Here is a 21,492-nt window from a genome sequence, read left to right as displayed (position 1 = left end):
GGCATCGGTGGGACGCCACCGGCCCGGGAGATCACGCGCCGCGGATCGCCGCGACGACGGCTGCGGTGAACTCGCTGGTCGACGCGGTGCCGCCGAGGTCGCGGGTGCTGATGCCGCTGCTCACGGCGGCCTCGACACCGGCTTCGACGCGGCGGGCGGCGTCGCTGAGCTTCGTGTCGTCGTGTTTGGCGGCCAGCCAGTCCAGCAGCATGGCGCTGGACAGGATCATGGCGATCGGGTTGGCGAGGTCGCGGCCGGCGATGTCGGGGGCGGAGCCGTGGGCGGCCTGGGCCATGGCGTGGGTGTCGGAGGAGTTGATCGATGGGGCGATGCCGAGCGATCCGGCGATCTCCCCGGCGAGGTCGGAGAGGATGTCGCCGAACATGTTCTCGGTGACGATGACGTCGAACTCGTTGGCGCGGCGGACCAGGTGCACGGTCATCGCGTCGATGTGGAAGTCGTTGACGGCGACTTCCGGGAAGTCGGTGGCGACCTCGCGGCACACGTCGCGGAACATGCCGGTGGTCATCTTCAGGACGTTGGCCTTGTGGACGATGGTGACCCGCTTGTCGCGGCGCATCGCCAGCTCGAACGCCGACCGGGCGATCCGCTCGACCGCGGGGCGGGTGATGATGCCCATGGCTATGGCGACGTCCGGTGAGGGCATGAACTCGCCGGTGCCGGCGTAGGTGGACCGGTCGGCGTAGAAGCCCTGGGTGTTCTCCCGCACGATGACCAGGTCGGTGCCGGCCACGATGGCGTTGCCGCGCTCGAAGCTCTTCGCGGGGCGGATGTTGGCGTACAGGTCGAAGTGCTTGCGGATGGTGCCGCTGGGGTTGAGCTTCGACTTGTGCGCCTCGGGGTAGGCGGCGCTGTCGTGCGGGCCGAGCAGCCATCCGTCCAGCCCGGCAAGAGCAGAGAGAGTCTCTTCCGGTACGGCCGTGCCGTGCGCGGCGATCGCGGAGGCGCCGAGCGGCAACTCGACCCAGGCGATCGGGGCCAGACCGGCGGCGTCGACGGCCGCATCCAGGATGGTGACCGACGCGGGGACGATCTCCGGGCCGATGCCGTCACCGTGCAGGACGCCGAGGGTGTAGCTGGTCATGGTCGCGGTTCTCGCTTTCAGGCGGAGGGGATGGTGAGCAGCTCGGCGGCCTCGGCGTCGGGCACCACGGCCTGCGGGTAGAGCAGGGCGTCGCCGGGGCCGAAGCGCAGGCAGACGGTGCCGGTGAGGTCGCCGCGTGCGGACTGGACCTGGACGATGTGGTTGCCGAGTTTGAGGTCGTATTCGTAGCGGGATCCGACGTACGAGCTGGTCAGGACCTCGCAGTTGAGACCGGTGCCGGAGGGGCCGATCTCGAGCTTCTCCGGCCGCACGGCGACGGTCACGCGCTGCCCGGCCTGGGCGTCGCCGGTGACCTCGACGACGTCGCCGCTGGCGTCCAGGCGCACGTGGGCGCGGCCGGCGTCGGTCTTGTCGACCTGGCCGGTCAGGAAGTTGCAGCGGCCGACGAACGCGGCGACCTCGGGCGCCGCCGGGGTTTCGTAGATCTGTTTCGGGGTGCCGATCTGCAGCATCCGGCCTTCGGACATGACCGCGATCCGGTCGGAGAGGGCGAGCGCCTCGTCCTGGTCGTGGGTGACGTAGACGGTGGTGATGCCGAGCTCTGCCTGCAGGCGCTTGAGCCAGGCGCGGGCCTGTTCGCGCAGCTTGGCGTCGAGGTTGGACAGCGGTTCGTCGAGCAGCAGCACCGACGGGGAGTAGACCAGGGCGCGGGCCAGGGCGACGCGCTGTTGCTGGCCGCCGGAGAGCTGGTGCGGGTAGCGGTCGGCGAGGTGGGCCAGGCCGACCTTGTCGAGGGCGTCGGCGATCCGCTCGGCCTTGTCCTTCTTCGACGCTTTGCGGATGGTCAGGGGCATGGCGAGGTTGGCGGCGACGGTCATGTGCGGCCAGAGGGCGTACGACTGGAAGACCATGCCGAGGTTGCGCTCCTCCGGCGTACGGAAGAGCTTCTTGTCGGTGTCGACGAAGGTGGTGTCGCCGACGGCGATCCGGCCGCCGGTGGGTTTCTCCAGGCCGGCGATGCAGTTGAGGGTGGTGGATTTGCCGCAGCCGCTGGGGCCGAGCAGGGTGAAGAATTCGCCGTCGCGGATGGTGAAGTCGACTTCGTGGAGCACGGTGACGTCGCCGAACGTCTTGTAGAGTTTCTTTACGGAGACGTCAGGCATCTCGGTGTCCCTTCATGAGCAGCCCCGCTATGCCGACGAAGACGGCGGTGATGGCGATCTGGATGGTGGCCAGTGCGGCGACCGAGCCGGTGTTGCCCTGGACCCAGAGTTCGAGCATCGTGGTGCCGAGGATGTTGGAGTCGGCGGAGCCGAGGAAGATCGCCGGCGAGTACTCCTTGAGCATCGTGACGAAGGTCAGGATCATGGCGCCGGCGAACGCGGGCACCAGCAGTTTGCCGAGGATCCGGGTGAAGGTGCGCAGCCAGTCGGCGCCGGAGACCCGGGCGGCGTTGTCGAGTTCGGCGCCGAGTTGCATCACCGACGGGGCGATCGAGCCGAAGCCGCTCGGCAGGGCCCGCAGGCCGAAGCCGATGATCAGGGCGAACAGGGTGCCCTGGATGAGGGCGCCGGCGCCGAACGGGGCGTAGGCGAAGGCCCAGAACAGGCCGATGCCGATGATCAGGCCGGGCATCGCCTGCGGGGCCAGGGCCAGGTATTCCACGGCGCGGCGGAACCGGAAGGTGGAGCGGCGGGCGACGAGCACGGCGAGCACGGACAGGGCGCTGACCAGCACGGCGCCGACAGCGGCGATGATCAGGCTGTTGATGATCGAGTTGGTGTACGCCTCGAAGGTGAAGATCCGCTCGTAGTTGGCCGTGGTGAGCGTCTTCAGTGGTGACTGCAGCGGCGTGAAGATCAGCGTGAACGAGCGGAAGATCAGGCCGCCGATCGGCAGCAGCGCCCCGAAGATCACGTAGACGGCGATGGCCCCGATGCTGACCCAGTTGAGCCAGCCCAGGTCGAGCCGTCGTGGGCGGGTGGCCTTACCCCGTACCGAAACGAATCGTTGTGCGTCTTTGAGCAGTTTCGCCTGTAAGGCGACCAGGGCGACGGTGACCAGCAGGATCAGCGCGGAGGCGGCGCCGAGCACGCCGTAGTCCGGGTTGATCGACTGGAGGCCGTTGGAGTAGAGGAAGGTGGAGAAGACCGAGATGCCGACCGGCTGGCCGTAGAGCAGCGGGACGCTGAGCGTCTCGATCGACATGCTGAAGACCAGGATGGAGCTGTAGACCATCGGCGGGCGCAGCATCGGGACGATGACCGAGAACAGGATCCGCAGCGGTTTCGCGCCGCAGACCTGGGCGGCGGACTCCAGGGAGGCGTCCGATTGGCGCAGGGCGTTGACGCAGAAGACGTATGCGATCGGGGCCAGCGCCACCGCCTCGGTGACGGCCATCCCGGGGATCGAGTAGAGGTTCCACGGCACGGTGCCGATCCAGGAGCGGACCTGGGTGCTGACGAAACCGGCCGGCCCGTAGAGGGTGATCCAGCCGAAGCCGAGGATCAGCGACGAGATGAAGAACGGCCACTGCATGGCCGCGGCGAACAGGCGGGCGCCGGGCAGCCGGGTACGTACCACGGCGATCGCCATCGGCACCGCGATCAGCAGGGTGAGCACGGTGGTGCCGACCGCGAACAGGGCGGTGTTGACGATGACCGTACCGAAACCCGCGTCGGTGAACAGCCGCACGTAGTTGCTGGCGGTCAGGACCCCGCCCGCCTCGTAGAGCGGGCGGTCCAGGATCGACTGGTAGAGGGTGGGGACGACAGGGGCGAGAACGAGGAGGGCGAGCAGGGCCAGTACGGCGTACTGGACCCACAGCTCGCGCCCGGCGCCGAGCAGGCGCCGGTAACGCGGTGGTGTGAGGGTTGTGGTCACTGTGCCAGCAAGCCGTTCCAGCGGGTCGTGAACTGCTGGACGTCGGCGTCGGGGACGAGCTCGTACTTCGCTCGGATGATCTTGGCTTCGGTCACCTTCTCCACTACTTCCTGATAGGTGTGCAGGCCCTCGGCGCGCGGCACGTCGTCGCGGTAGGAGGTGAGCCCGCCCTCGGCCACTGCCCGCTGGCCCTCGGTGGAGAGCACGAAGTCGGTGAACAACTTGGCGGTCGCGGCGTGCGGGGCCTTCGGGGCGATGCCGATGCCGCGCGGCAGGACCGTGGTGCCGTCGTCGAGGAACGTGACCTGGAACAGGCCGCCGCTGTTCTTGACCACCGGGTAGGCGGGTGCGGCCGAGATGAAGAACCCGACCAGGTACTCGCCGGCGAGGATCTTCTCGGTCTGGGTGCCCGAGGAGGTCTCCGGGCGGGCCAGTGGGAGCAGTTTCTCCAGGCTGGCCCAGGAGTTCGGGTCGGCCTCGGTGTAGGCGCGGGACACGGTGAACCCGAACGCGCCCTTGACGTCGCGGGTGGTGATCTTGTCCTGGAACTTCTTCGGGTCCTTGGCCACCAGGGCGGCCAGGCTGGCCAGTCCGGTCGGGGCCTCGGGGACCAGGCTGGTGTTGTAGGCGATGGTCATCGGGTCCATCGACATCGCGTAGACGTTCGGCATGAGCGTGGCGAAGTCGGGCAGCTTGCTCAACTCGGGTGAGGTGTACTCCATGAGCCGGCCTTTGCCCTGCTGGTTGTACTCGGCCCAGGCCTGGGCGGCGTTGGAGACCAGGATGTCGGCGGGTGAGTTGCCGGTGGCCTGCTCGCTGAGCACGCGCTGGAAGACCTCGTCGCTGTCCAGGTTGTTCGCCGAGATCTTGGTGACCCACGGGTACTTCTTCTGGAAGTCGCGGAAGATCGGCGCCCAGTTCTCCTGGTCGGTGTTGGAGTAGATGGTCAGCTCGCCGCCCTCGCTCTTGGAGGCTTCGATGAGCTGGGCGTATTCGGCCGGGTAGTAGTCGGGCGCCTTGCCTTCGGTGATCTGGTTGGGCGGTGCGGTGGGCTCGTCGGAGCCGCCGCATCCGGTGAGGGCGGCGGCGGTCGTGAGGACGAGAACGGAGGCGAAGAGTCGACGATTCAAAGTTCACAGCTCCTTGATGCGGAGGAAACATCGCTGTGGGGAACGCCACCCACCATGGAGGTTATAACCTATAGCCGTCAACCATCGCGGCCGAAGAATTTTTCCAGCTGCGCACGGTGGGACCACCTCGTGTAGGTTATAAGCGACCTTGGGAGGGGTGGATGTACTCCACAAAAAGCGACTTCGCCTACAGCCGGCTGCGCGAGATGATCCTGACCGGCGAGTTCGAACCCGGCACGGTGCTCAATCAAGCCCTGCTCGCCCGCACCATCGGGATCAGCACCACGCCGCTGCGTGAGGCCCTACGCCGACTGAAATCCGAGGGCCTCGTCGAGCTCGACGCCCACCGCGACGCCCGCGTCACCCCGCTCACCGGCGAAGAGGCGCGCGACCTGCTCGAGATCCGGATCTCGCTCGACCCGCTCGCTGCCTCACTGGCCGCCGAGCGGCGCAGCACCGCCGACATCCGCGAGATGCGCGAGGCCATCGAGGGCCTGCACCCGCTGCTGCACAACCCGACCTTCGTCGACCTGGTGGCCCACCGCCGGTTCCACACCGCCATCTACACCGCGTCACACAACGAGATCCTGATCAGCACCCTCGACGCGTTGTGGGACAAGGCCGACCGCTACCGGCGACTCGGCCTCGAGGTCGAACGCAGCCAGGAAGAACGCGACATCAAAGCAGCCGAGCACCGTGAGCTCCTCGAATGCGTGATCAACCGGGACGCCGCCGGCGCCGCCGACGTGATGCGCCGGCACATCGACACCAGCCTGGGCGCCAAGGCCGCCAACCGGCTCAACGCCGGCCGGATCGAGGCCGGCTCCTGAACCAGACGGCTCTACTGCTCACCCACACGGTGCTGGTGCAAGCCGTCACGTTCGTGCTGCGCCCCACCGCCACGTACCAGGCCCTCGACCTCGCCGTACCCACCGCCTACCTCGGCATGCTCGGCGCCAGCTTCGCCGTCGTCCCGCTCGTCCTGGCCACCCCGGCCGGGCAGATCGTCGACCGGTTCGGCGAGCGCCGCATGCTGATCACCGGACCGATACTGCTGGCCCTCTCGGTTCTGTCGTTCATCGCGTGGGGCGACACGGTGCCCGGGCTGATCGCCGCCACCATGCTGCTCGGCATCGGCCACCTCTGCGCCGTCGTCGCCCAGCAGGCGCTGGTCGCCAACCGCACACCCGCCGGCCGCTACGACACCGCGTTCGGCTACTACACCTTCGCCGCCTCGCTCGGGCAGGCCCTCGGCCCCGGACTCATCATCATCTTCGGCGGCGGCCGCACCGTCCCCGACACCCACGCGATCTTTCTGGGCACACTCGCGATCACCGCTCCCCTGCTGGTCATCGCCGTCCTCCTGCGCCCCTCCGCGGCGGTCTCCGCGCGGCCCGATTCCGGACCAGGCGGCTTCCGAGAGCTATTGGCCCGCCCCGGCCTGCCCCGCGCGCTGCTGGTCAGCTGCATCGTGCTCGCCGCCGTCGACATCACCCTGGTCTACCTGCCCGCCCTCGGCACCGAACGCGGCATCGCAGCCGGCACCGTCGGCGTCCTACTCACCCTGCGCGCCCTCGCCTCGATGACCTCCCGGCTGTTCCTCGGCCGGCTGTCCGCCGCTGTCGGCCGCCACCATCTGCTCGTCGGCACCGTCGCCATCTCCGCTGCCGGCCTGCTCCTCATGCTCATCCCGATGCCGCTGTGGCTGATGGCCGTCCTCATCGTGATCACCGGCCTCGGCCTCGGCGCCGGCCAGCCCTTGACCATGTCCTTCCTGGCCGAAGCTGCACCACCCGGCCTGCGTGGACGAGCCATGTCCCTGCGCCTGACCGGCAACCGCCTCGGCCAGGTCGTCATCCCCAGCACCGCCGGTGTCCTCGCCGTCGGCGCCGGCGCCACCGGCGTCCTCGCACTCACCGCCGCTGGCCTCGCCGCAGCGGCATACGCCGCCGGCAGCCTCCCTCCCACCGAAAGGACCGACGGTGAATAGCACCGCCGACCTGTACGACAAGCACGGCGAGACCCTGGGCTCCTGCGACACCCAGCTCCGCCAGTACGGCAGCATCCCTGTCTTCCACGGCCCGGCCGCCACGGTCTCCTGCTTCGAGGACAACGCGCTGCTCAAAGCGGTACTCAGCGAACCCAGCGACGGCCGCGTGCTCCTCCTCGACGGCGGCGTCGTGGTCCTCCCCCACGCCACGGGCCTCGCCACCTGACCAGAAAGCCGGCCGCCAACAAAATCAACAGACGGCCGGTACCTCATCGAGTCCGAGCACTGCCGACGGGCATCGCCGGCCCGGGAGGATCCGCCGCATCTGCGACCGGCCGACAACGATGCCCTTGGCGTTCGCGGCGTCGGTCAGCGAGTCCAGGGACCACCCCGCGGCAGTGGACGTCTCGTCGTCCTGGACCGACTCTTCGCCGGCCGGGGTGTAGTGCAACCGTCCGGTGACGTCGTCTTGACCAGCGCCACGATCCGCGACCGATCATGCTCGGTGAGCCGCCGTGGCCGGCCCGGTCGGAGAAAGTACCCATCGAGATGCATGCATGTCGGGGATTCGTACTCGATTCCCATACACAGACGCCAGAAGATTCGATCCACATATGTGGACGCAGTTCTTGACTGTGCATTGGGGCGTGTCCTACGTTCAGGCCCTCCGTGGCGGTTCCGTCTCACCGTCACGTCCGCCGAACCTCGAGGGATCTCCTATGAAAGCGCCCTACAGGTCTGCCCGTTTCCGCATATTTAGATATTTAGCCCGGCTTTCCAGGGGTTTGTCTGGCCGGGCCGCGGTGGCTTCGGTCGTGCTGGCGCTAGTCGCCGGGACGACGGCCTCAGTCACCTTCCCCGCCACAGCACTCGCCGCCCCTGACACCGACGGCCGGCTCAACGTGTTGCTGTTCTACAAGCCCAACTTCCATGCCTCCCACGTGCAGGCGCGGCAGGCCGTACGCGACCTGGTCAATGAACTCGGCACGCAGTACGGGCAGCCGGTGGAGATCCAGGAGACCGACGACCCCTCGGTCTTCAACACCAGCAACCTGGCCGACAAGGACACCGTCGTCTTCGCCCAGACCGGTGGCGTGCTGTTCAACGCCGCCCAGCGGTCCGCGCTGGAGGCGTACATCCGTGCCGGCGGCGGTTACCTGGGCCTGCACTACACCGGCTGGTCGGTCGGCGAGAGCGAGCACGACGTCAACCCGTTCTACGCCCGCCTGGTCGGCGCCGTCTCCGAGGGCCACCCGGAGAACCCCGGCGTCCGCCCCGGCCGCGTGGTGGTCAAGGACACCAGCCACCCGCTCACCCAGGGCGTGACCGCCTCGATCACCCGCAGCGACGAATGGTACGACTGGGTGGTCAACCCGGCACCCTGGGTACGTACCCTGATCGAGGCCGACGAGACCTCCTACGGCATGGGCCGGCAGGGTTCCTCACACCCGGTCACCTGGTGCCAGAAGATCGACTCCGGCCGGTCCTGGTACACCTCCATGGGCCACGAAGGCACTGCGTACGGCGAACCGTACATGCGTGCGCAGATGAAGAACGGCCTCGCCTACGCCGCCAAGCTACTCGCCGCGGACTGCTCGCCGCCGGTCAAGGACACCGCCGGCGCCTGGAGCGGTGTCACGCCGTGGCCGCTGGTCCCGATCAACATGGCGCTGACCTCCGACGGCCGGGTGCAGTCGTTCGGCAGCGTCGGCGGCTGGGGCAACGACACCACGCCGTACGACTGGACCGGCAACGACTCGGTCACCCAGGGCGGCCACATGGAGGTCGACATCTGGAACCCCGCGCAGCCACGAACCTTGGCGAACCTGCGCGCGGGCATCATCCCGAACACCACGTACACCGACCTGTTCTGCTCCATGCAGGTGCAGAGCCCGCACGACCACTCCACGATGACGGTCGGCGGTGACGACAGCCTGGGCGGCAACGCCCCGAACGACGCGGCCATCGGCGTCACCAGCTACAGCACGAACAACGGGCTGCAGAACGAAGCGCCCATGAACATCCCCCGCTGGTACCCGACCGGCACCACCATGCCCAACGGTGACGTCGTCGTGCAGGGCGGAAGCCTCCGTGGCGGTCCCGGTGGCCCCGGGGTGCTCACCCCGGAGATCTACACCCCGGAGTCGGAGTCCGGCTGGAAGCTGCTCACCGGCGCCAGGAGCACCGCCGCGTACGGTGACGGCGGGTCCGACCACCCCGGCCAGGACGAGAACCGCTGGTGGTACCCGCGGGCGTTCGTCGCCCCGACGACCGGGACGCTGTTCAACATCACCGGCACCCAGATGTACGAGCTCAACCCCGCCGGCAACAACGGCACCGGCCAGATCGTCCTACGTGGCACCCTGCCGGGCGACATCGCCAACCAGGGCGGCAACGGCAACCCGGTCGGCGCCACGTCCACCGCCGTCATGTATCGCCCCGGCAAGATCCTCCAGGTCGGTGGCGGCTGGTGGGCCAACGGCGGCGGCCCCGACGGCGCCCGCGCCGCCTTCACCGTCGACATCACCGGCGGCACCGCCAACCCGGTCGTCACGGCGACGAGTCCGATGAAGCACCAGCGTCACTGGGCCACCGCGACCCTCCTGCCCGACGGCAAGGTGCTGGTCACTGGTGGCAGCCGGTCGAACAACGGCAACGACGGATACGTCACCAACCCCGAGATCTGGGACCCGGCCACCGGCAACTGGACCGAGGTCGCCCTCCCGCACGAGCATGCCCGGCTCTACCACTCCACGGCGCTGCTGCTGCCCGACGGCCGCGTGATGATCGGTGGCGGTGGCGCCCCCGGCCCGCGCAACTACACCGACGTCGAGTACTACTCGCCCGGGTACCTGTTCGACGGCAACGACGCCGCTCCGCGCCCGGTGATCAACACCGCGCCGGAGAAGATCGGTTACAACGGCAACTTCCAGGTCACTGCGACCGGTACGGTCTCCCGGGTCACGCTGGTCCGTAACGGCTCGGTGACGCACGGCTTCAACAACGACCAGAACTTCCTGGACCTGGCGTTCAGCCAGTCCGGCTCCACGGTCAACATCACCGCGCCGGTGAACGGCAACTACGCGCCTCCCGGCTCGTACATGCTGTTCGTCTGGGACAGCAACGGCACCCCGTCGGCCGCGAAGATCGTCAAGATCGACCCGTCGGTCAAGCTGACCCAGCTCAACCCGCGGGTCGTGGACCAGTTCGAGTACCCGCGGGTGCCCGGCGAGTGGCGTACCGGCAACCCGCCCGCGACCGTCGACGTTGCCGCCGGCAACAACCGGATGTGGCCGTGGACGGTCGACAGCCAGGTCCAGCTGGTCCGGGGCACCGCCACCGGTCAGGGTGGCCTCGGCCTCACCGGTTACCAGCTCGGCCTGGGCGGCGCCGGCAACATCCAGCGCACCCTCACCGACCTGACACCGGGCACCACCTACCGGGTGTCACTGAGGTATGCCCGGGACAACCGGTCCTCCGGGTCAGAGGCGGCGAACGGCATCCTGACAGTCGGCAACCTGAACGCCACGATCACCGCGACCACCGGTCAGCCGTCCAACGCCAGCTACGCCACCTACTCCGGCACGTTCACGGCCGCGACGGCGAAGCAGACCCTGACCATCAGGGGTCCAGGCAGCGGCGCCGGGCTCATGATCGACGACCTGGTGGTGGTCGGCGACAACGCCCCACCGTCAACGGCCACCGGCATGCCGGTCCGGTACGAGTTCGAGGAGGGCAGGGGTACCACCGCCGCCAACACCGGCGAGGGAGGCGGGGCCGGACCTGCCGTCCTGACCGGGGACACGGGCTGGTCCGACGACGGTGTGCACGGCAAGGCGATCAACCTGCCCGGCGGCAGCAACGCCAACGCGGTCGACCTGCCGGACAACCTGCTGATGGGCGCGGCGAACTTCACCACCGCGTTCTGGGTGCGCCCCGACACGAAGAGCAACTGGACCGGCCTGTTCCACATCGGTGACGGGCTCGCCGCCGCCGGGAGCTATTTCCAGATCCAGATGCAGACCCAGGCCGCAGGCAACACCGGACTCGCGGTCACCTTCAAGGGTAAGACCGGCCCTGAGCAGCGGATCTACGCCACTCCGGTCCGGGACGTGGCCGCCGGCGAGTGGAACCACGTGGCCTTCACCCGGCAGGGTTCGACCGGCACGCTGTACCTCAACGGCGAGGCGATCGCGACCCGGAACGACCTGACCGTCGGGATGACCGAGGTCGGCCCGACGACGAACAACTGGCTGGGTCGCAACGGCTTCCCGGACGTGGCATTCGACGGTCTGATGGACGACGTACGGGTGTACACGTCCACCCTGAGCGCGGCGGACGTGGCGGCGATCTACAACGAGACCTCCGCCGAGGTACCCGTCACCGTGACCGCCGAGCCCCGGTGCATCGCCGGCAAGGCGTACGTCGCGGTACGGGTGCTCAACGACCACGACTCGCCGGTCGACGTCGTCGTGGAGACCCCGTACGGCAACCGGACCTTCGCCGACGTCGCCCCCGGCGCCGCCGCCTTCCAGCAGTTCGCGGTACGGGCGGCAGCGGTCCCGGCCGGTTCGGTGACCGTTCGGGCCACCGGCACCGTCGGCGGCGGGGACGTCACCACCACCGTCAACGCCGAATACGCCGCCAAAACCTGCGGCACCTGACCGGCTGTTCCCGTCCCCTCTGTTTCCGTCCGGAGTACACATGCCTTTTCTGGAGTACACATGAACGCGCGCAACCGCTTGCGCCCCATAACCGTTGGGGCGGTCGTCGCCGTCGCGGCTGCCTTCCCGTCGGCTGTCTGGGCCGAGCCCGGCGACTCGACCGACGTCCGGGTGACCGTCGACATCACCGAGATCAAGGAGCCGGGCGTGCTCGCGCTCAGCATCGCCGGCAACGCGGTCACCCTGCAGGAGAACGGCTCGGACCTCCTCGTCCGGCAGTTCACCGGGACCCTGCCGACGGTGACCGTCACCGACACGCGCACCGCGGACGAGGTGCCGGCCGGCGCGAACTGGGCCGTACTGGGCAGTTCGAGCGCCTTCACCGGTACCGCCGGGCAGCCCTCGATCTCCGCCGGTCACCTCGGCTGGAAGCCGCGCCTGATCGACGGCGGCACCAGCGGTCAGGTGACCGAGGGCGAAGAGGTGGTGACGGTCATCGACGACCCGACCCAGCCCGGTAACAACGTCGGCCTGACCGACCAGGAACTCCTGGTCTCCACGTATGACTCGGCGGCGGTCGTCGGCGACTCGTACACGGTGAACGCCGACCTGTACCTGCGAACCCCGGCGGACGTAGCCGCCGGGTCGTACCAAGGGACCCTGACGATCTCCCTGTTCGAGTGATCCGATCCGGCGGGGGGCCACCACGGCCCCCGCCGGCCCCCCGCTGTCGAAGGACTCCACCTTGACCTTCCACCTCCCGCGCCGGGCACTCACCGCGCTCCTCGTCACCGCCCTCGCCGTTCCCCTCACCCCGGACGTGGCGACCGCCGAACCAGGCCGCGCCACGCTCACCTGGACGGTCCAGCCGGCCACCGCCGGCGGCCCGGACGGCCGCCGCTGGATCGAGCGCGACCTGGAGCCGGGAACGGTGCTCACCGAACACCTGGCGGTACGCAACCTCAGCGACGCCTCCGCGAACTTCGCCCTCAGCGCCGCCGACGGGTACCTCACGGACAAGGGCCGCTTCAACATGCTCGCCTCGGACCGGCCGTCCACAGACGGCGGAACCTGGATCGCCGTGCAGAAAACGGTGACCGTCGCGGCGAACGAGACCAAGGTGGTGCCGTTCACCATCACCGTCCCGCGAAACGCCACCCCGGGCGACCACCCGGCGGGCATCGCCGCGTCGGTCGTCAGCGGCACGGGCACGGTGCAACTGGAGAGCCGCGTCGGGTTCCGGGTGCTGATGCGCTCCGGCGGCACGCTCCGCCCGGCCCTGTCGGCTGAGAACGTCAAGGTCCGCTACGAACGATCCTGGAACCCGCTGCGCTCCGGCACGATCCATCTGACGTACGCGGCAGCCAACACCGGCAACGTCCGGGTCGAAGCCCGCGGCCGGGCCGAGGTCGCCGAACTGTTCGGCGCGCACGTCCGCGGCCGGGACATCAGCGGGGGCGAACTACTGCCCGGCGGCAACCACACGACAGACGTCAGCATCGGCGGGGTGTGGGCGGCGGGCCGGTTGCGGACCACGCTCACGCTGACCCCGTCGATCCTCGGCACCACAGGAACCAGCACCGTCGCCGCCCCAACAACCGTCACGGTGACCACCTGGGCGCTGCCATGGGCACAGCTCGTCCTGACGATTGCAGTCGTCGCGCTGGCGCTGGCTCTGCGCACGGCGGTCCGCCTGCGCCGCCGCCGGATAACCCGGATGCTGGAGCTCGCCCGTGAGGAGGGTCGCCGATCCGCGGGCTGATCCTGCAACGGCAGTTCATGCTCGCGACCAGCGCCGCGTCCAACGCGTTCAAGTCTTGTCGCCTCGTGCCCATCCCCGAGTGAGAGCCGCGTGGACCTGATCGGCGAGCGTTCTCAGCTCCTCAGCTGCCCGGCTGATGGATTGCGGCGCCCGGATCGGTGCTCTGTTCAAGGGCCGTCCACCACTCCTCCAGCTCATCGACCCGGCTCTGGAGTGCGGCGTTCGCCGCCCGGGCCGTCGCCAGTTCCTCGGTCAGCGCACCGATCGGCCCGGAGGCGGTCAGGGCGTCGAGCCAGCCCGCGACCAGCCGATCCTCAGCGGCGACCCGGCGGAACGCGCTGGCGACCATCTCCGGTGACAGCTCAGCCACGAACTCTCTCGGGAGCGTGAGCAGTCGAGCGACCTCGCCGAGGCTCCGCGCGGCGCTCATCTGGCGCCGGAGGCGCTCGGCGGACGGCGCCGCCGGTTCGGCCGGTGTCGCAGCCGCGATCGGCTTGGCGGGGGAAGGAGCGGGCTTCGACACGGGCGCGGGCGTAGGTGCCAACGCCGGCGCCGGCGCCGGGTCAGGCTCGACCTCTGACGGGAGTTCGGGAAGGTCGTCCCCCACCCAGGCGTAGGCCAGAGTGTCGCCCTTCTGCCGTCGGACGACATTCGGCCACTTGGGCAGAACCGCCAGCGCGCGGGGCCCGTGCCGGGCCCAAGTCTCGTTCCGGAGACCGAGCTCGGCCATTCGCTCCCGGATCTCTCGCACCTTCAGCGGGACCGACGACTCGGCCAACAGGTGGAGAACCACCGCGAGGGGCTCTTGGGCGAAGACGGCGTGGAACAGCCGGGAGTCGGACAGAGCCAGGAAACGCAGCGAACCCCTCGTCGCGACGTGAACGCCGGCGCCCCGTGGGACAAGCTCTTCCTCATCGGTGTCGTCCCACTTGACCTGATAGTTTGTCCCGTCATCCGCGAGGATCGATCCGGCTCGAGTACGGCGTACGCCGAACGAATCGGACACCCGGACAAGACCCTGATCTGCGCTCACGAATGCGACTGTAATGGTTATCCTCGCGGCCGGAGCGCCGGCCGCCTGAGTCCTGCGACACGCAGACGACGAGGACCGTTTGTCCTTGACATCTACAACGAGGACGAACCTGATAGCTCCGGTTATCGGATGGCGCCTCGGGCCGCAGACGTAGACTCGGCCAGGTGACCCGCCGGAGCCCGGCCTGATCCGCCGCGGGCAACGGTGGCCGCTGCCACCGCCGCGCAGGTCGCCGCGATCAGCCACACTGCGATGAAACTCTCCTCGGCCGGCACGCCCGTCCCCGCCGGGGTCAGCTGGGCGGTGAGCGCCGCGAGACCACCGCCGGCCAGGGCGCCGCCGACCACCTTGCTGTTGTTGTACAGGGCCGCGGCGATACCGGAACGGTCTTCGGGCGCGCCCTCGACGATGACCGTGGGCAGGGCGCCCATTGCCAGCCCGATGCCGGCGCCGATGATCGCCGTGGCCAGGCAGACGGCGGGCAGACTGCCTCTGGCCGAAGCGAGCGCGACGAACCCGGCTGCCAGGACGGCGAAGGCGATCACGACGCAGGCGCGGTAGCCCAGGCGCCGGGCGAGACGCGCGGTCGACAGCGAGGTGACGATGCTGAACACGATGCCGGGCAGCAGCACCAGCGAGATGGCGAACGCGCCGAGCCCGAAGCCGTAGCCTGCCTCCTCCGGACGGGCGGCCAGGAACGCGCTGTTCGGTGCCTTGCTGCCGAAGTATGCGACGCCGAAGAGCGCGCTGGCGCCGTAGTAGGGCAGCACCTGCCGCCGGGACATCGCCCGCACGTCGATGAGCGGATCGGCGGCCCGCCACTGGACCGCGCCGAAAACCACCAGCAGCACGACACCGGCGGCGGCGAAGCCGGGGTGGCCGGACTCGGACAGGCCGACGAGCAGGCTGACCGTGCCGGCGGCCAGCAGGACAGCGCCGGGCCAGTCCATCCGTACCTCGGGGCGGCGTGGTGACTGCGGGAGGTTCGCGAAGCACAGCGGCACGCAGGCGATCGTCATGGCCGCCGGCAGCAGCAGCGCCAGCCGTACGTCGCCGGTGATCGACGCGACGGCGCCGGTCGCGACCGAACCGAGCAGGGCGCCGAGGGTGAGGCCGCCGACCAGCCGGGCGATGGCGCGGCGTGCCGTCTCCACCGGCAGCGCCGCGCGCACCAGAGCGATCTCCAGTGGCAGCAGCGCCGCCAGGGGGCCCTGCGCCACCCGGCCGGCCAGCAGTGCCGGAAACGACGGGGCGAGAGCGACCAGCAGGGTGCCTGCGGCGAGCAGAAGCACGCTGACCCGCAGCACCCGCCGGTAGCCGTGCCGGTCACCCAGGCGGCCCAGCACCGGCACGCACACCGCGGCCGACAGCAACTGGACCGCGATCACCCAGGACAGTTCGGCGTCGGACACGTCCAGCCGATCGCCGATCGCCGGGAGCAACGGCACCAGCCCGAACTGCAGGCAACCGCTGGTGATCTCGAGGAGGACGAGCAGCCGTACGGGTCCGGACCACGTGGGAGCTTGACGCATGCCCGACATTGTGCGGCCGCACAACGCCCGGACCGGCAGGATGCTCGCATACGCCGTGCCAGGGGGCTGCTGTGCGGGAAACCACCGAAATTGATGACGCCGATCTACGGATCGTGGCGGCGCTGCAGGCCGCGCCACGTGCCGACTGGCAGCGGATCGGACAGGCGGCCGAAGTGTCGTCGTCGACCGCCGCCCGCCGGTGGGCCCGCATGACCGAGGCCGGGCTGGCGTGGATGAGCTGCCATCCGATGCGGATGCCCGGAGTGTCGCCGACCGTGGTGGTCATCGAGATCGACTGCGCACCGGCCCGCCTCTACTCGGTCGCCGAACAACTGCTCGACGACCCGCACACGGTCAACGTCGCCCACGTCACCGGGCCGTGCGACCTGATGGTGACCGCGGCGTTCGCCGACCGTGCGTCGCAGGCACGGTACGTCGGCTTCTGTCTCAGCGAGTTGGAGGGCGTGACGGCCATCCGGTCGCAGATCGTGACCGCGCTGCACCGCGACGGCACCCTGTGGCGGGTCGACCGGCTCACCGAGCGGCAGTTGGCCGTCCTGCACGAGGACCGGCGGCCGGCCACCGGTGACGAGCGGGCCGACCCGGACGAGGCCGACATGGCGCTGGTGGCGGCGATGAGCACGAACCCGCGCCGGTCCGTCGTGGAACTCGCCCACCGTACGGGCATGAGTCCCACCACCGTGCAACGCCGGCTGACCCGGATGGAGGCCAACCGCACCCTGGTCTACCGCTGCGACGTGGCCCGGGGCTTCTCCGGCTGGCCGGCCGGGGCGACCCTGTGGGGCTCGGTTCCGCCCAGCGGCTCCGCCCGGATCGCGGCACAGCTCATCGGCCTGCGCGAGGTACGCATGTGCATGTCGCTGACGGGACGGCACAATCTCGTGTTCACGGTCTGGTTGCGTACCCTCGATGATCTTCCGGTGTTGGAGTCGCATCTCGCCGACCGCATTCCCGACCTGGTCATCGCCGACCGGGCGGTCACGCTCTGGCCGTTGAAACTCGGCGGGCACATCCTGGACCCGCGTGGCCGCAACATCCGGCTGGTGCCGGTCGGTCTGTGGTCGGACAGCAAGGCCGCCGACCGGGAGTCGGCGTTCCTCGGCCGTCTGCGCGATCGGTGAGAGACGGTCACCGGGCCGGCAGATAGACGCAGTACCTGCCGGTGTGCACGCGCCGCCGCAGGTGCTCGCCGATGGCCGGCGCGTCCCGGCCGATGTGGTCGATCGCCCGGCGGATCGCCTTGCCCACGGCCACCCGGGCCCGCTCCTCGTCGGTGGCGAACCCGCGGGCACGCCCGCCGAACCCGGCCGCCGCGGCCAGCTCCCGTAGCAGCCATTGCCGTTCGCCGGTCAGCGCGTCGTGCCGTGCCGTGTCGCCGGCGGTTTCGCTGGCGGTGATCGCCTCGTCCAGTTCGGAGAGCCGCTGCCGGTAGCGGTGGCGCGCGACGTCGTCGAGGACCGGCTGTGCCTTTGACGGCACTCCCCCGCTCCAGTCACCGGTGAGGGTGCCCGACACCAGCGTCACCGCGGCAATGTCCTGTTCCGCGTTCGCGGTCAGCACCGCCAGGTACTGCATGCCCCGGCGGTCCGGGACGAGCACCCGCAGATCTCCCAGCCGCACCTCACACCGAAAGCCCCGCCGGCGCACCGACACCCGCGCCGCGGCTTGCTGATTCGTCATGGTCACCAGGTCATGGTCGGCAGAACCCCGCTACCGGCCCGCTGAATACTCGGATCCGCCGTTTACCCCGGTGTCCACGCCCGGATCCTTCTTCGAGCCGGCTCAGGACGGGCTGCGGTTCTCCGCTCGGGGTGAGCCGACGCCCGGTGTCAACCGACGCGAAGTCCGGGGAGGGACCGCCCCGCACGCCGTGGGACGGTCCCGGAGTCCGGCGGTCAGCCGGAGCAGGTCTCCAGCTCGGCCAGTAGGTCGGCGATCCGTACCTGGACTGCGACGATCATCCGGACGATCGCCGGTTTCTCCCACGCGGCGGCGTGGTTCAGGCGGTCCTGCAGCGCGCGTTCGCGTTCCTCCAGGTTCACGATCTGCTGCTGGATCTGGGCGCACGTGGCCTGGATGGCCACTCCCGCGTGGGCCGGGGCGGCGGCCACGCTGCCGAACGCGATCGCCCCGGCCATCGCCAGGGCGGCGACTGTTTTCCTCATGCGCTTCCCTTCCGTACGTCTCAGGTGGTGTTGACGTTCCTGACGGAAGGGCGTTCCAGTGGTGTTCCATCGGCCTCAGGTCTGCGGGACAGCGACGCCACACAGTGGAACGGCGATGGAACGCCCTCCAGGGTGGTGTCCTTACCTACGCTGGGGAGATGTGATGGTGGTCGGCATCGGGTATCAATGGGAGCGGATGTGGCGCCGCCTCGTGTCGTTGAGCGCCGTCGCGCTGATGGTCCTGGCCGGGGTGCTGGTCGTGGCCCCGGGTTCAGCTCAGGCGCGGGCGGATGCATGCGAGCGCGAGTCGTCGGCGAGCCTGCGGTTCTCTCAGCCGAACGGGCAGCGCTACGACTGGGGTGACGTGGTGCTCCTGGACGTGCGGCACGACCTCCACCACAGCTGTAACCAGCAGGACATCATCCTCGACAACGGCCAGTCGGACGGCCGGATCTCGGTGGACCATGCCTCTCACATCCTCATGGAGGTCGGGATCTATCGCTCCGCGGACTGGACGCTGTCCGTGCGGTTGAGAGGTGTCGAGGATCCGCTGGTGCTGACGACCGTGCGGGTCGAGGTGGACATGCCGGTGCTGGATCCGCTGCCGGGTGACGGGCAGAACCCGGTGCGAGTGGACGTCAACCACGACACGGTGTTCGAGCGCTACATGTTCGCGCGCGGGGTCAGCACTCCGAACGCGACGGTGGTGGTCCGGCCCGGACTGGACCTGAACCTGAGCGGCCTGGAACACCTGCACATCGCCCCGGGCGTCAAGATCCTCGGCGGCCAGGCGCGGCATCAGCGGGCGCCGCGGCTGTTCACCCTGACACGTCCCTCGGTCCTGTTCGTGATCGGCTCGTGGGGCGAGGAGGCGCGGTCGGACAACGTGCGGATCAGCGGGATCCGGCTGGACGGGGGCATGACCCACTGGCTGACCGAAGGCGACGACCCGACGAGCGCCGGCATCCAGGTGGATTCGACCGTCAACGTGGAGATCGGCGACAGCGAGTTGTACGGCTGGAACGGTTCGGCCATCTCGGTGATCGACCCGATGCAGCGCATGGAGTACGAGGACTGGTCGTCCGTCTGGCTGCACGACAACTGGATCCATCACAACCTGCACCTGAACTCCGGGGGCTGTCTCGGGAGGGGGCACGGCGCCGGGTATGGCGTGGTGGTCTCCAAAGGGGCGTATGTGCTGATCGAACGCAGCGTCTTCGATTGGAACCGGCATGCCGTGGCCAGTGACGGCCAGGCCAACACCGGTTATCAGTTCAACCGCAACCTCGTGCTCAAGGAGGGTGGGCAGAACTCGCCCTGCGACTCGACGCATCAGATCGACGTGCACGGGTTGGACAGCTGCTGGCCGGGTCACTACAACTGTGGCGTGGCCGGGCACCGCTTCGACGTCCGCTTCAACACCATCACCTACACCAAGGGCAATGGCCTGAAGGTCCGTGGCAGCCCGCACGGCAGCATGCTGGCGTACGACAACGTCTTCAGCCACACGCAGAAGTGGGGTGGCACCTTCAGTGACGGCGCGATGGTGGACGGGCCGTCCGGCTTCTTCGAGGACCGCAACCAGCTCGGCGTCAACCCGTTCGCCCAGCTCAAGCAGTGTGACTTCGACGGCGACGGCATCATGGACGACTTCGCGGCGACCGGTGTGGCGTGGTGGTACCGGTCGAGCGACCGTAGCCGGTGGGTCTTCCTGCACACCTCCGACATCCCGATCGGCGACGTGACGGTGGGGGACGTCGACGGTGACGGCCGGTGCGACACGAGCAGCTCGGACGGCGTGTTCTCGGGCGGCGGCCCCGGCATCGCCGGCCGCGCGACCGCCGTCACCGGTGACGTCAACTTCGACGGCCGGTCCGACATCACCTTGGTCGGCCAGCTCGGCTTCAGCACCGTGCCGCAGGCGCTCACCCGTGAGAACGGCGGCCACGACGTCCGGGACGTCCCCGCGCCGGCCGTCGGCGAGTTCGCCGCGCAGGCCGCCGTGCCCGGCGCACGGGTGCTGTCCGGCGACTTCGACCACAATCGCCGCACCGATTTCGTGGTCGTCGGCCCGCCCGGTTCCACCACGGTGCCGATGGCGTTCACCGTGCCGGACGGCACGTTCCGGGTCACGAACCTGCCGATCAGCGCGGGCTGGCCGGCTACCGCCGGCGGCACGGTGTTCGCGGGCGACTTCAACGGCGATGAGCGTACGGATCTCGCGGTCGCTGGTGCTCCCGGTGCCGTGACCGTGCCGGTGGCCTTCTCCAATGGTGACGGCAGTTTCCGGGTCACCAGCGTCTCCACCGGCGTTGAGCAGTTCACCGTGTGGGCGTCTTTGCCGGATGCTCGGGTGTTCCCGGGCGACTTCAACCGTGACGGCCGGATGGATCTGGCGGTCACCGGCCCCGCCGGTTTCGAGACGGTGCCGGTGGCCTTCTCCAACGGCGACGGCAGTTTCCGGGTCACCAACGTCCCGATGGGCGAGGGCTGGCAGACGGTCCGGGATTTTGCGGGCTGGGCAGCGCTCCCGGGCGCCCAGGTGGTGTCCGGCGACTACAACGGTGACGGCCGTACGGATCTGGCGGTGACCGGCGTGCCGGGCTTCGTGACGGTGCCGGTGGCGTTCTCCGACGGCACGGGCGCTTTCCGGGTCACGAACACCGCGATCGGCGGGGTCGAGCAGTTCGCCGCCTGGGCGTCGGCGCCGGGCGCCACGGTGCTGTCCGCCGATTTCAATCGCGACGGCCACACGGATCTGGCCGCGACCGGCGTGCCCGGCTGGGTGACCGTGCCGGTGGCGATGGGTGACGGCGACGGCGGTTTCCGGGTGAGCAACGTCGCCGCCGGTGGGATCGAGCAGTTTGCCGGCTGGGCGTCGGCTCCGGACGCCAGGACGATGACGGGCGACTTCAACGGCGACCGGCGCACCGACATCGCCCTGATCGGGCCTGCGGCCTGGCACACGATCCCGATCGCGTACGCGGTCGGCGACGGCTCGTTCCTGGTGGAGAACAGGGAGGCCGGTGAGTTCCCCTCCTGGGCAGGCACACCCCGGCAGTCCCGGCCCTGAAGCCGGGGGTTTCCTCGAAAGGCATTCGGTGACGTGCATCGTCGGGATCACGGACGGGCGGACCGTCGCCATCGGCGGGGACTCCGCGGGTCCGGTGAGCGGCTGGGCGAACATCCGCTGCACCGTCGGCGCCGTTTCCGGGTCCGGATCCAGTGGCCCCGACGGTGGACGTA

At 69.4% G+C, this 21,492-nt stretch carries 16 protein-coding genes; 8 read left to right on the top strand and 8 right to left on the bottom strand.

What is annotated here, in order from left to right; genetic code table 11:
• Positions 1-31: 31 nt before the first annotated feature.
• The 4 genes from AB0E94_RS26320 to AB0E94_RS26305 are packed head-to-tail and all read right to left on the bottom strand — an operon-like array spanning position 32 to position 5,079.
• Entirely contained in the window at positions 32-1,105 is a 1,074-nt protein-coding gene (locus AB0E94_RS26320; RefSeq protein WP_360330797.1) for an isocitrate/isopropylmalate dehydrogenase family protein, read from the bottom strand.
• A 17-nt stretch (positions 1,106-1,122) separates the two neighbouring features.
• On the bottom strand, positions 1,123-2,229 hold the full coding sequence (locus AB0E94_RS26315) for an ABC transporter ATP-binding protein (protein WP_360330795.1): 1,107 nt from the start codon (positions 2,227-2,229) through the stop codon (positions 1,123-1,125).
• On the bottom strand, positions 2,222-3,949 hold the full coding sequence (locus AB0E94_RS26310; protein ID WP_360330792.1) for an iron ABC transporter permease: 1,728 nt from the start codon (positions 3,947-3,949) through the stop codon (positions 2,222-2,224). The genes AB0E94_RS26315 and AB0E94_RS26310 overlap by 8 nt, the downstream gene beginning before the upstream one ends.
• On the bottom strand, positions 3,946-5,079 hold the full coding sequence (locus AB0E94_RS26305; RefSeq protein WP_360330789.1) for an extracellular solute-binding protein: 1,134 nt from the start codon (positions 5,077-5,079) through the stop codon (positions 3,946-3,948). Before AB0E94_RS26305 ends, AB0E94_RS26310 begins: the two co-directional genes overlap by 4 nt.
• Positions 5,080-5,240: 161 nt before the next feature.
• Between AB0E94_RS26305 and AB0E94_RS26300 the strand changes: the two genes are divergently transcribed.
• The 6 genes from AB0E94_RS26300 (at position 5,241) to AB0E94_RS26275 (ending at position 13,495) form a co-directional block, all read left to right on the top strand.
• The gene (locus tag AB0E94_RS26300; protein WP_360330786.1) at positions 5,241-5,909 is read left to right on the top strand and encodes a GntR family transcriptional regulator; all 669 of its coding nucleotides are present in this window, start codon (positions 5,241-5,243) and stop codon (positions 5,907-5,909) included.
• Positions 5,910-5,944: 35 nt separating this feature from the next.
• Positions 5,945-7,069: an MFS transporter gene (locus tag AB0E94_RS26295; protein ID WP_360330783.1), complete on the top strand. Its 1,125-nt coding sequence runs from the start codon at positions 5,945-5,947 to the stop codon at positions 7,067-7,069.
• Positions 7,062-7,295, top strand: a complete 234-nt coding sequence (locus tag AB0E94_RS26290; RefSeq protein ID WP_360330780.1) for a hypothetical protein — start codon at positions 7,062-7,064, stop codon at positions 7,293-7,295. Before AB0E94_RS26295 ends, AB0E94_RS26290 begins: the two co-directional genes overlap by 8 nt.
• Positions 7,296-7,884: 589 nt before the next feature.
• Entirely contained in the window at positions 7,885-11,733 is a 3,849-nt protein-coding gene (locus tag AB0E94_RS26285; RefSeq protein ID WP_360330777.1) for a ThuA domain-containing protein, read from the top strand.
• Positions 11,734-11,793: 60 nt separating this feature from the next.
• A complete protein-coding gene (locus tag AB0E94_RS26280) occupies positions 11,794-12,417 on the top strand; it encodes a hypothetical protein (protein WP_360330774.1) in 624 nt (207 codons plus the stop codon).
• Between the two features lie 61 nt (positions 12,418-12,478).
• Entirely contained in the window at positions 12,479-13,495 is a 1,017-nt protein-coding gene (locus AB0E94_RS26275; protein WP_360330771.1) for a DUF916 domain-containing protein, read from the top strand.
• Positions 13,496-13,616: 121 nt separating this feature from the next.
• Here AB0E94_RS26275 and AB0E94_RS26270 read toward each other — a convergent pair whose 3' ends face one another.
• Both AB0E94_RS26270 and AB0E94_RS26265 read right to left on the bottom strand, forming a co-directional pair.
• Complete coding sequence (locus tag AB0E94_RS26270) at positions 13,617-14,528, bottom strand: hypothetical protein (RefSeq protein ID WP_360330769.1); 912 nt, start codon at positions 14,526-14,528, stop codon at positions 13,617-13,619.
• Between the two features lie 122 nt (positions 14,529-14,650).
• On the bottom strand, positions 14,651-16,060 hold the full coding sequence (locus AB0E94_RS26265) for an MFS transporter (RefSeq protein ID WP_360330766.1): 1,410 nt from the start codon (positions 16,058-16,060) through the stop codon (positions 14,651-14,653).
• Between the two features lie 71 nt (positions 16,061-16,131).
• Here AB0E94_RS26265 and AB0E94_RS26260 point away from each other — a divergent pair, with 71 nt between their 5' ends.
• A complete protein-coding gene (locus tag AB0E94_RS26260; RefSeq protein ID WP_360330763.1) occupies positions 16,132-17,202 on the top strand; it encodes an Lrp/AsnC family transcriptional regulator in 1,071 nt (356 codons plus the stop codon).
• A gap of 7 nt (positions 17,203-17,209) precedes the next feature.
• On the opposite strand, the gene AB0E94_RS26255 is transcribed toward AB0E94_RS26260, so the two are convergent.
• Both AB0E94_RS26255 and AB0E94_RS26250 read right to left on the bottom strand, forming a co-directional pair.
• Positions 17,210-17,767, bottom strand: a complete 558-nt coding sequence (locus tag AB0E94_RS26255; protein ID WP_360330760.1) for a hypothetical protein — start codon at positions 17,765-17,767, stop codon at positions 17,210-17,212.
• A gap of 209 nt (positions 17,768-17,976) precedes the next feature.
• Entirely contained in the window at positions 17,977-18,246 is a 270-nt protein-coding gene (locus AB0E94_RS26250) for a hypothetical protein (protein ID WP_360330758.1), read from the bottom strand.
• Between the two features lie 163 nt (positions 18,247-18,409).
• On the opposite strand from AB0E94_RS26250, the gene AB0E94_RS26245 reads away from it, so the two are divergent.
• Positions 18,410-21,319 carry a VCBS repeat-containing protein gene (locus AB0E94_RS26245; protein WP_360330756.1) on the top strand — a complete coding sequence of 970 codons (2,910 nt, stop codon included), beginning with the start codon at positions 18,410-18,412 and terminating at the stop codon, positions 21,317-21,319.
• Positions 21,320-21,492 lie beyond the last annotated feature (173 nt).

It is taken from the genome of Actinoplanes sp. NPDC026670, assembly GCF_040638175.1.
GTDB lineage: Bacteria > Actinomycetota > Actinomycetes > Mycobacteriales > Micromonosporaceae > Actinoplanes.
This window is presented reverse-complemented; position numbering and strand designations above follow the sequence as displayed.

Excerpts from the sequence above, each read along its gene's own strand:
- AB0E94_RS26320 (WP_360330797.1), bottom strand. The coding sequence starts at position 1,105 with ATGACCAGCTACACCCTCGGCGTCCTGCACGGTGACGGCATCGGCCCG.
- AB0E94_RS26315 (WP_360330795.1), bottom strand. The coding sequence starts at position 2,229 with ATGCCTGACGTCTCCGTAAAGAAACTCTACAAGACGTTCGGCGACGTC.
- AB0E94_RS26300 (WP_360330786.1), top strand. The coding sequence starts at position 5,241 with ATGTACTCCACAAAAAGCGACTTCGCCTACAGCCGGCTGCGCGAGATG.
- AB0E94_RS26280 (WP_360330774.1), top strand. The coding sequence starts at position 11,794 with ATGAACGCGCGCAACCGCTTGCGCCCCATAACCGTTGGGGCGGTCGTC.
- AB0E94_RS26265 (WP_360330766.1), bottom strand. The coding sequence starts at position 16,060 with ATGCGTCAAGCTCCCACGTGGTCCGGACCCGTACGGCTGCTCGTCCTC.
- AB0E94_RS26250 (WP_360330758.1), bottom strand. The coding sequence starts at position 18,246 with ATGAGGAAAACAGTCGCCGCCCTGGCGATGGCCGGGGCGATCGCGTTC.
- AB0E94_RS26245 (WP_360330756.1), top strand. The coding sequence starts at position 18,410 with ATGGTGGTCGGCATCGGGTATCAATGGGAGCGGATGTGGCGCCGCCTC.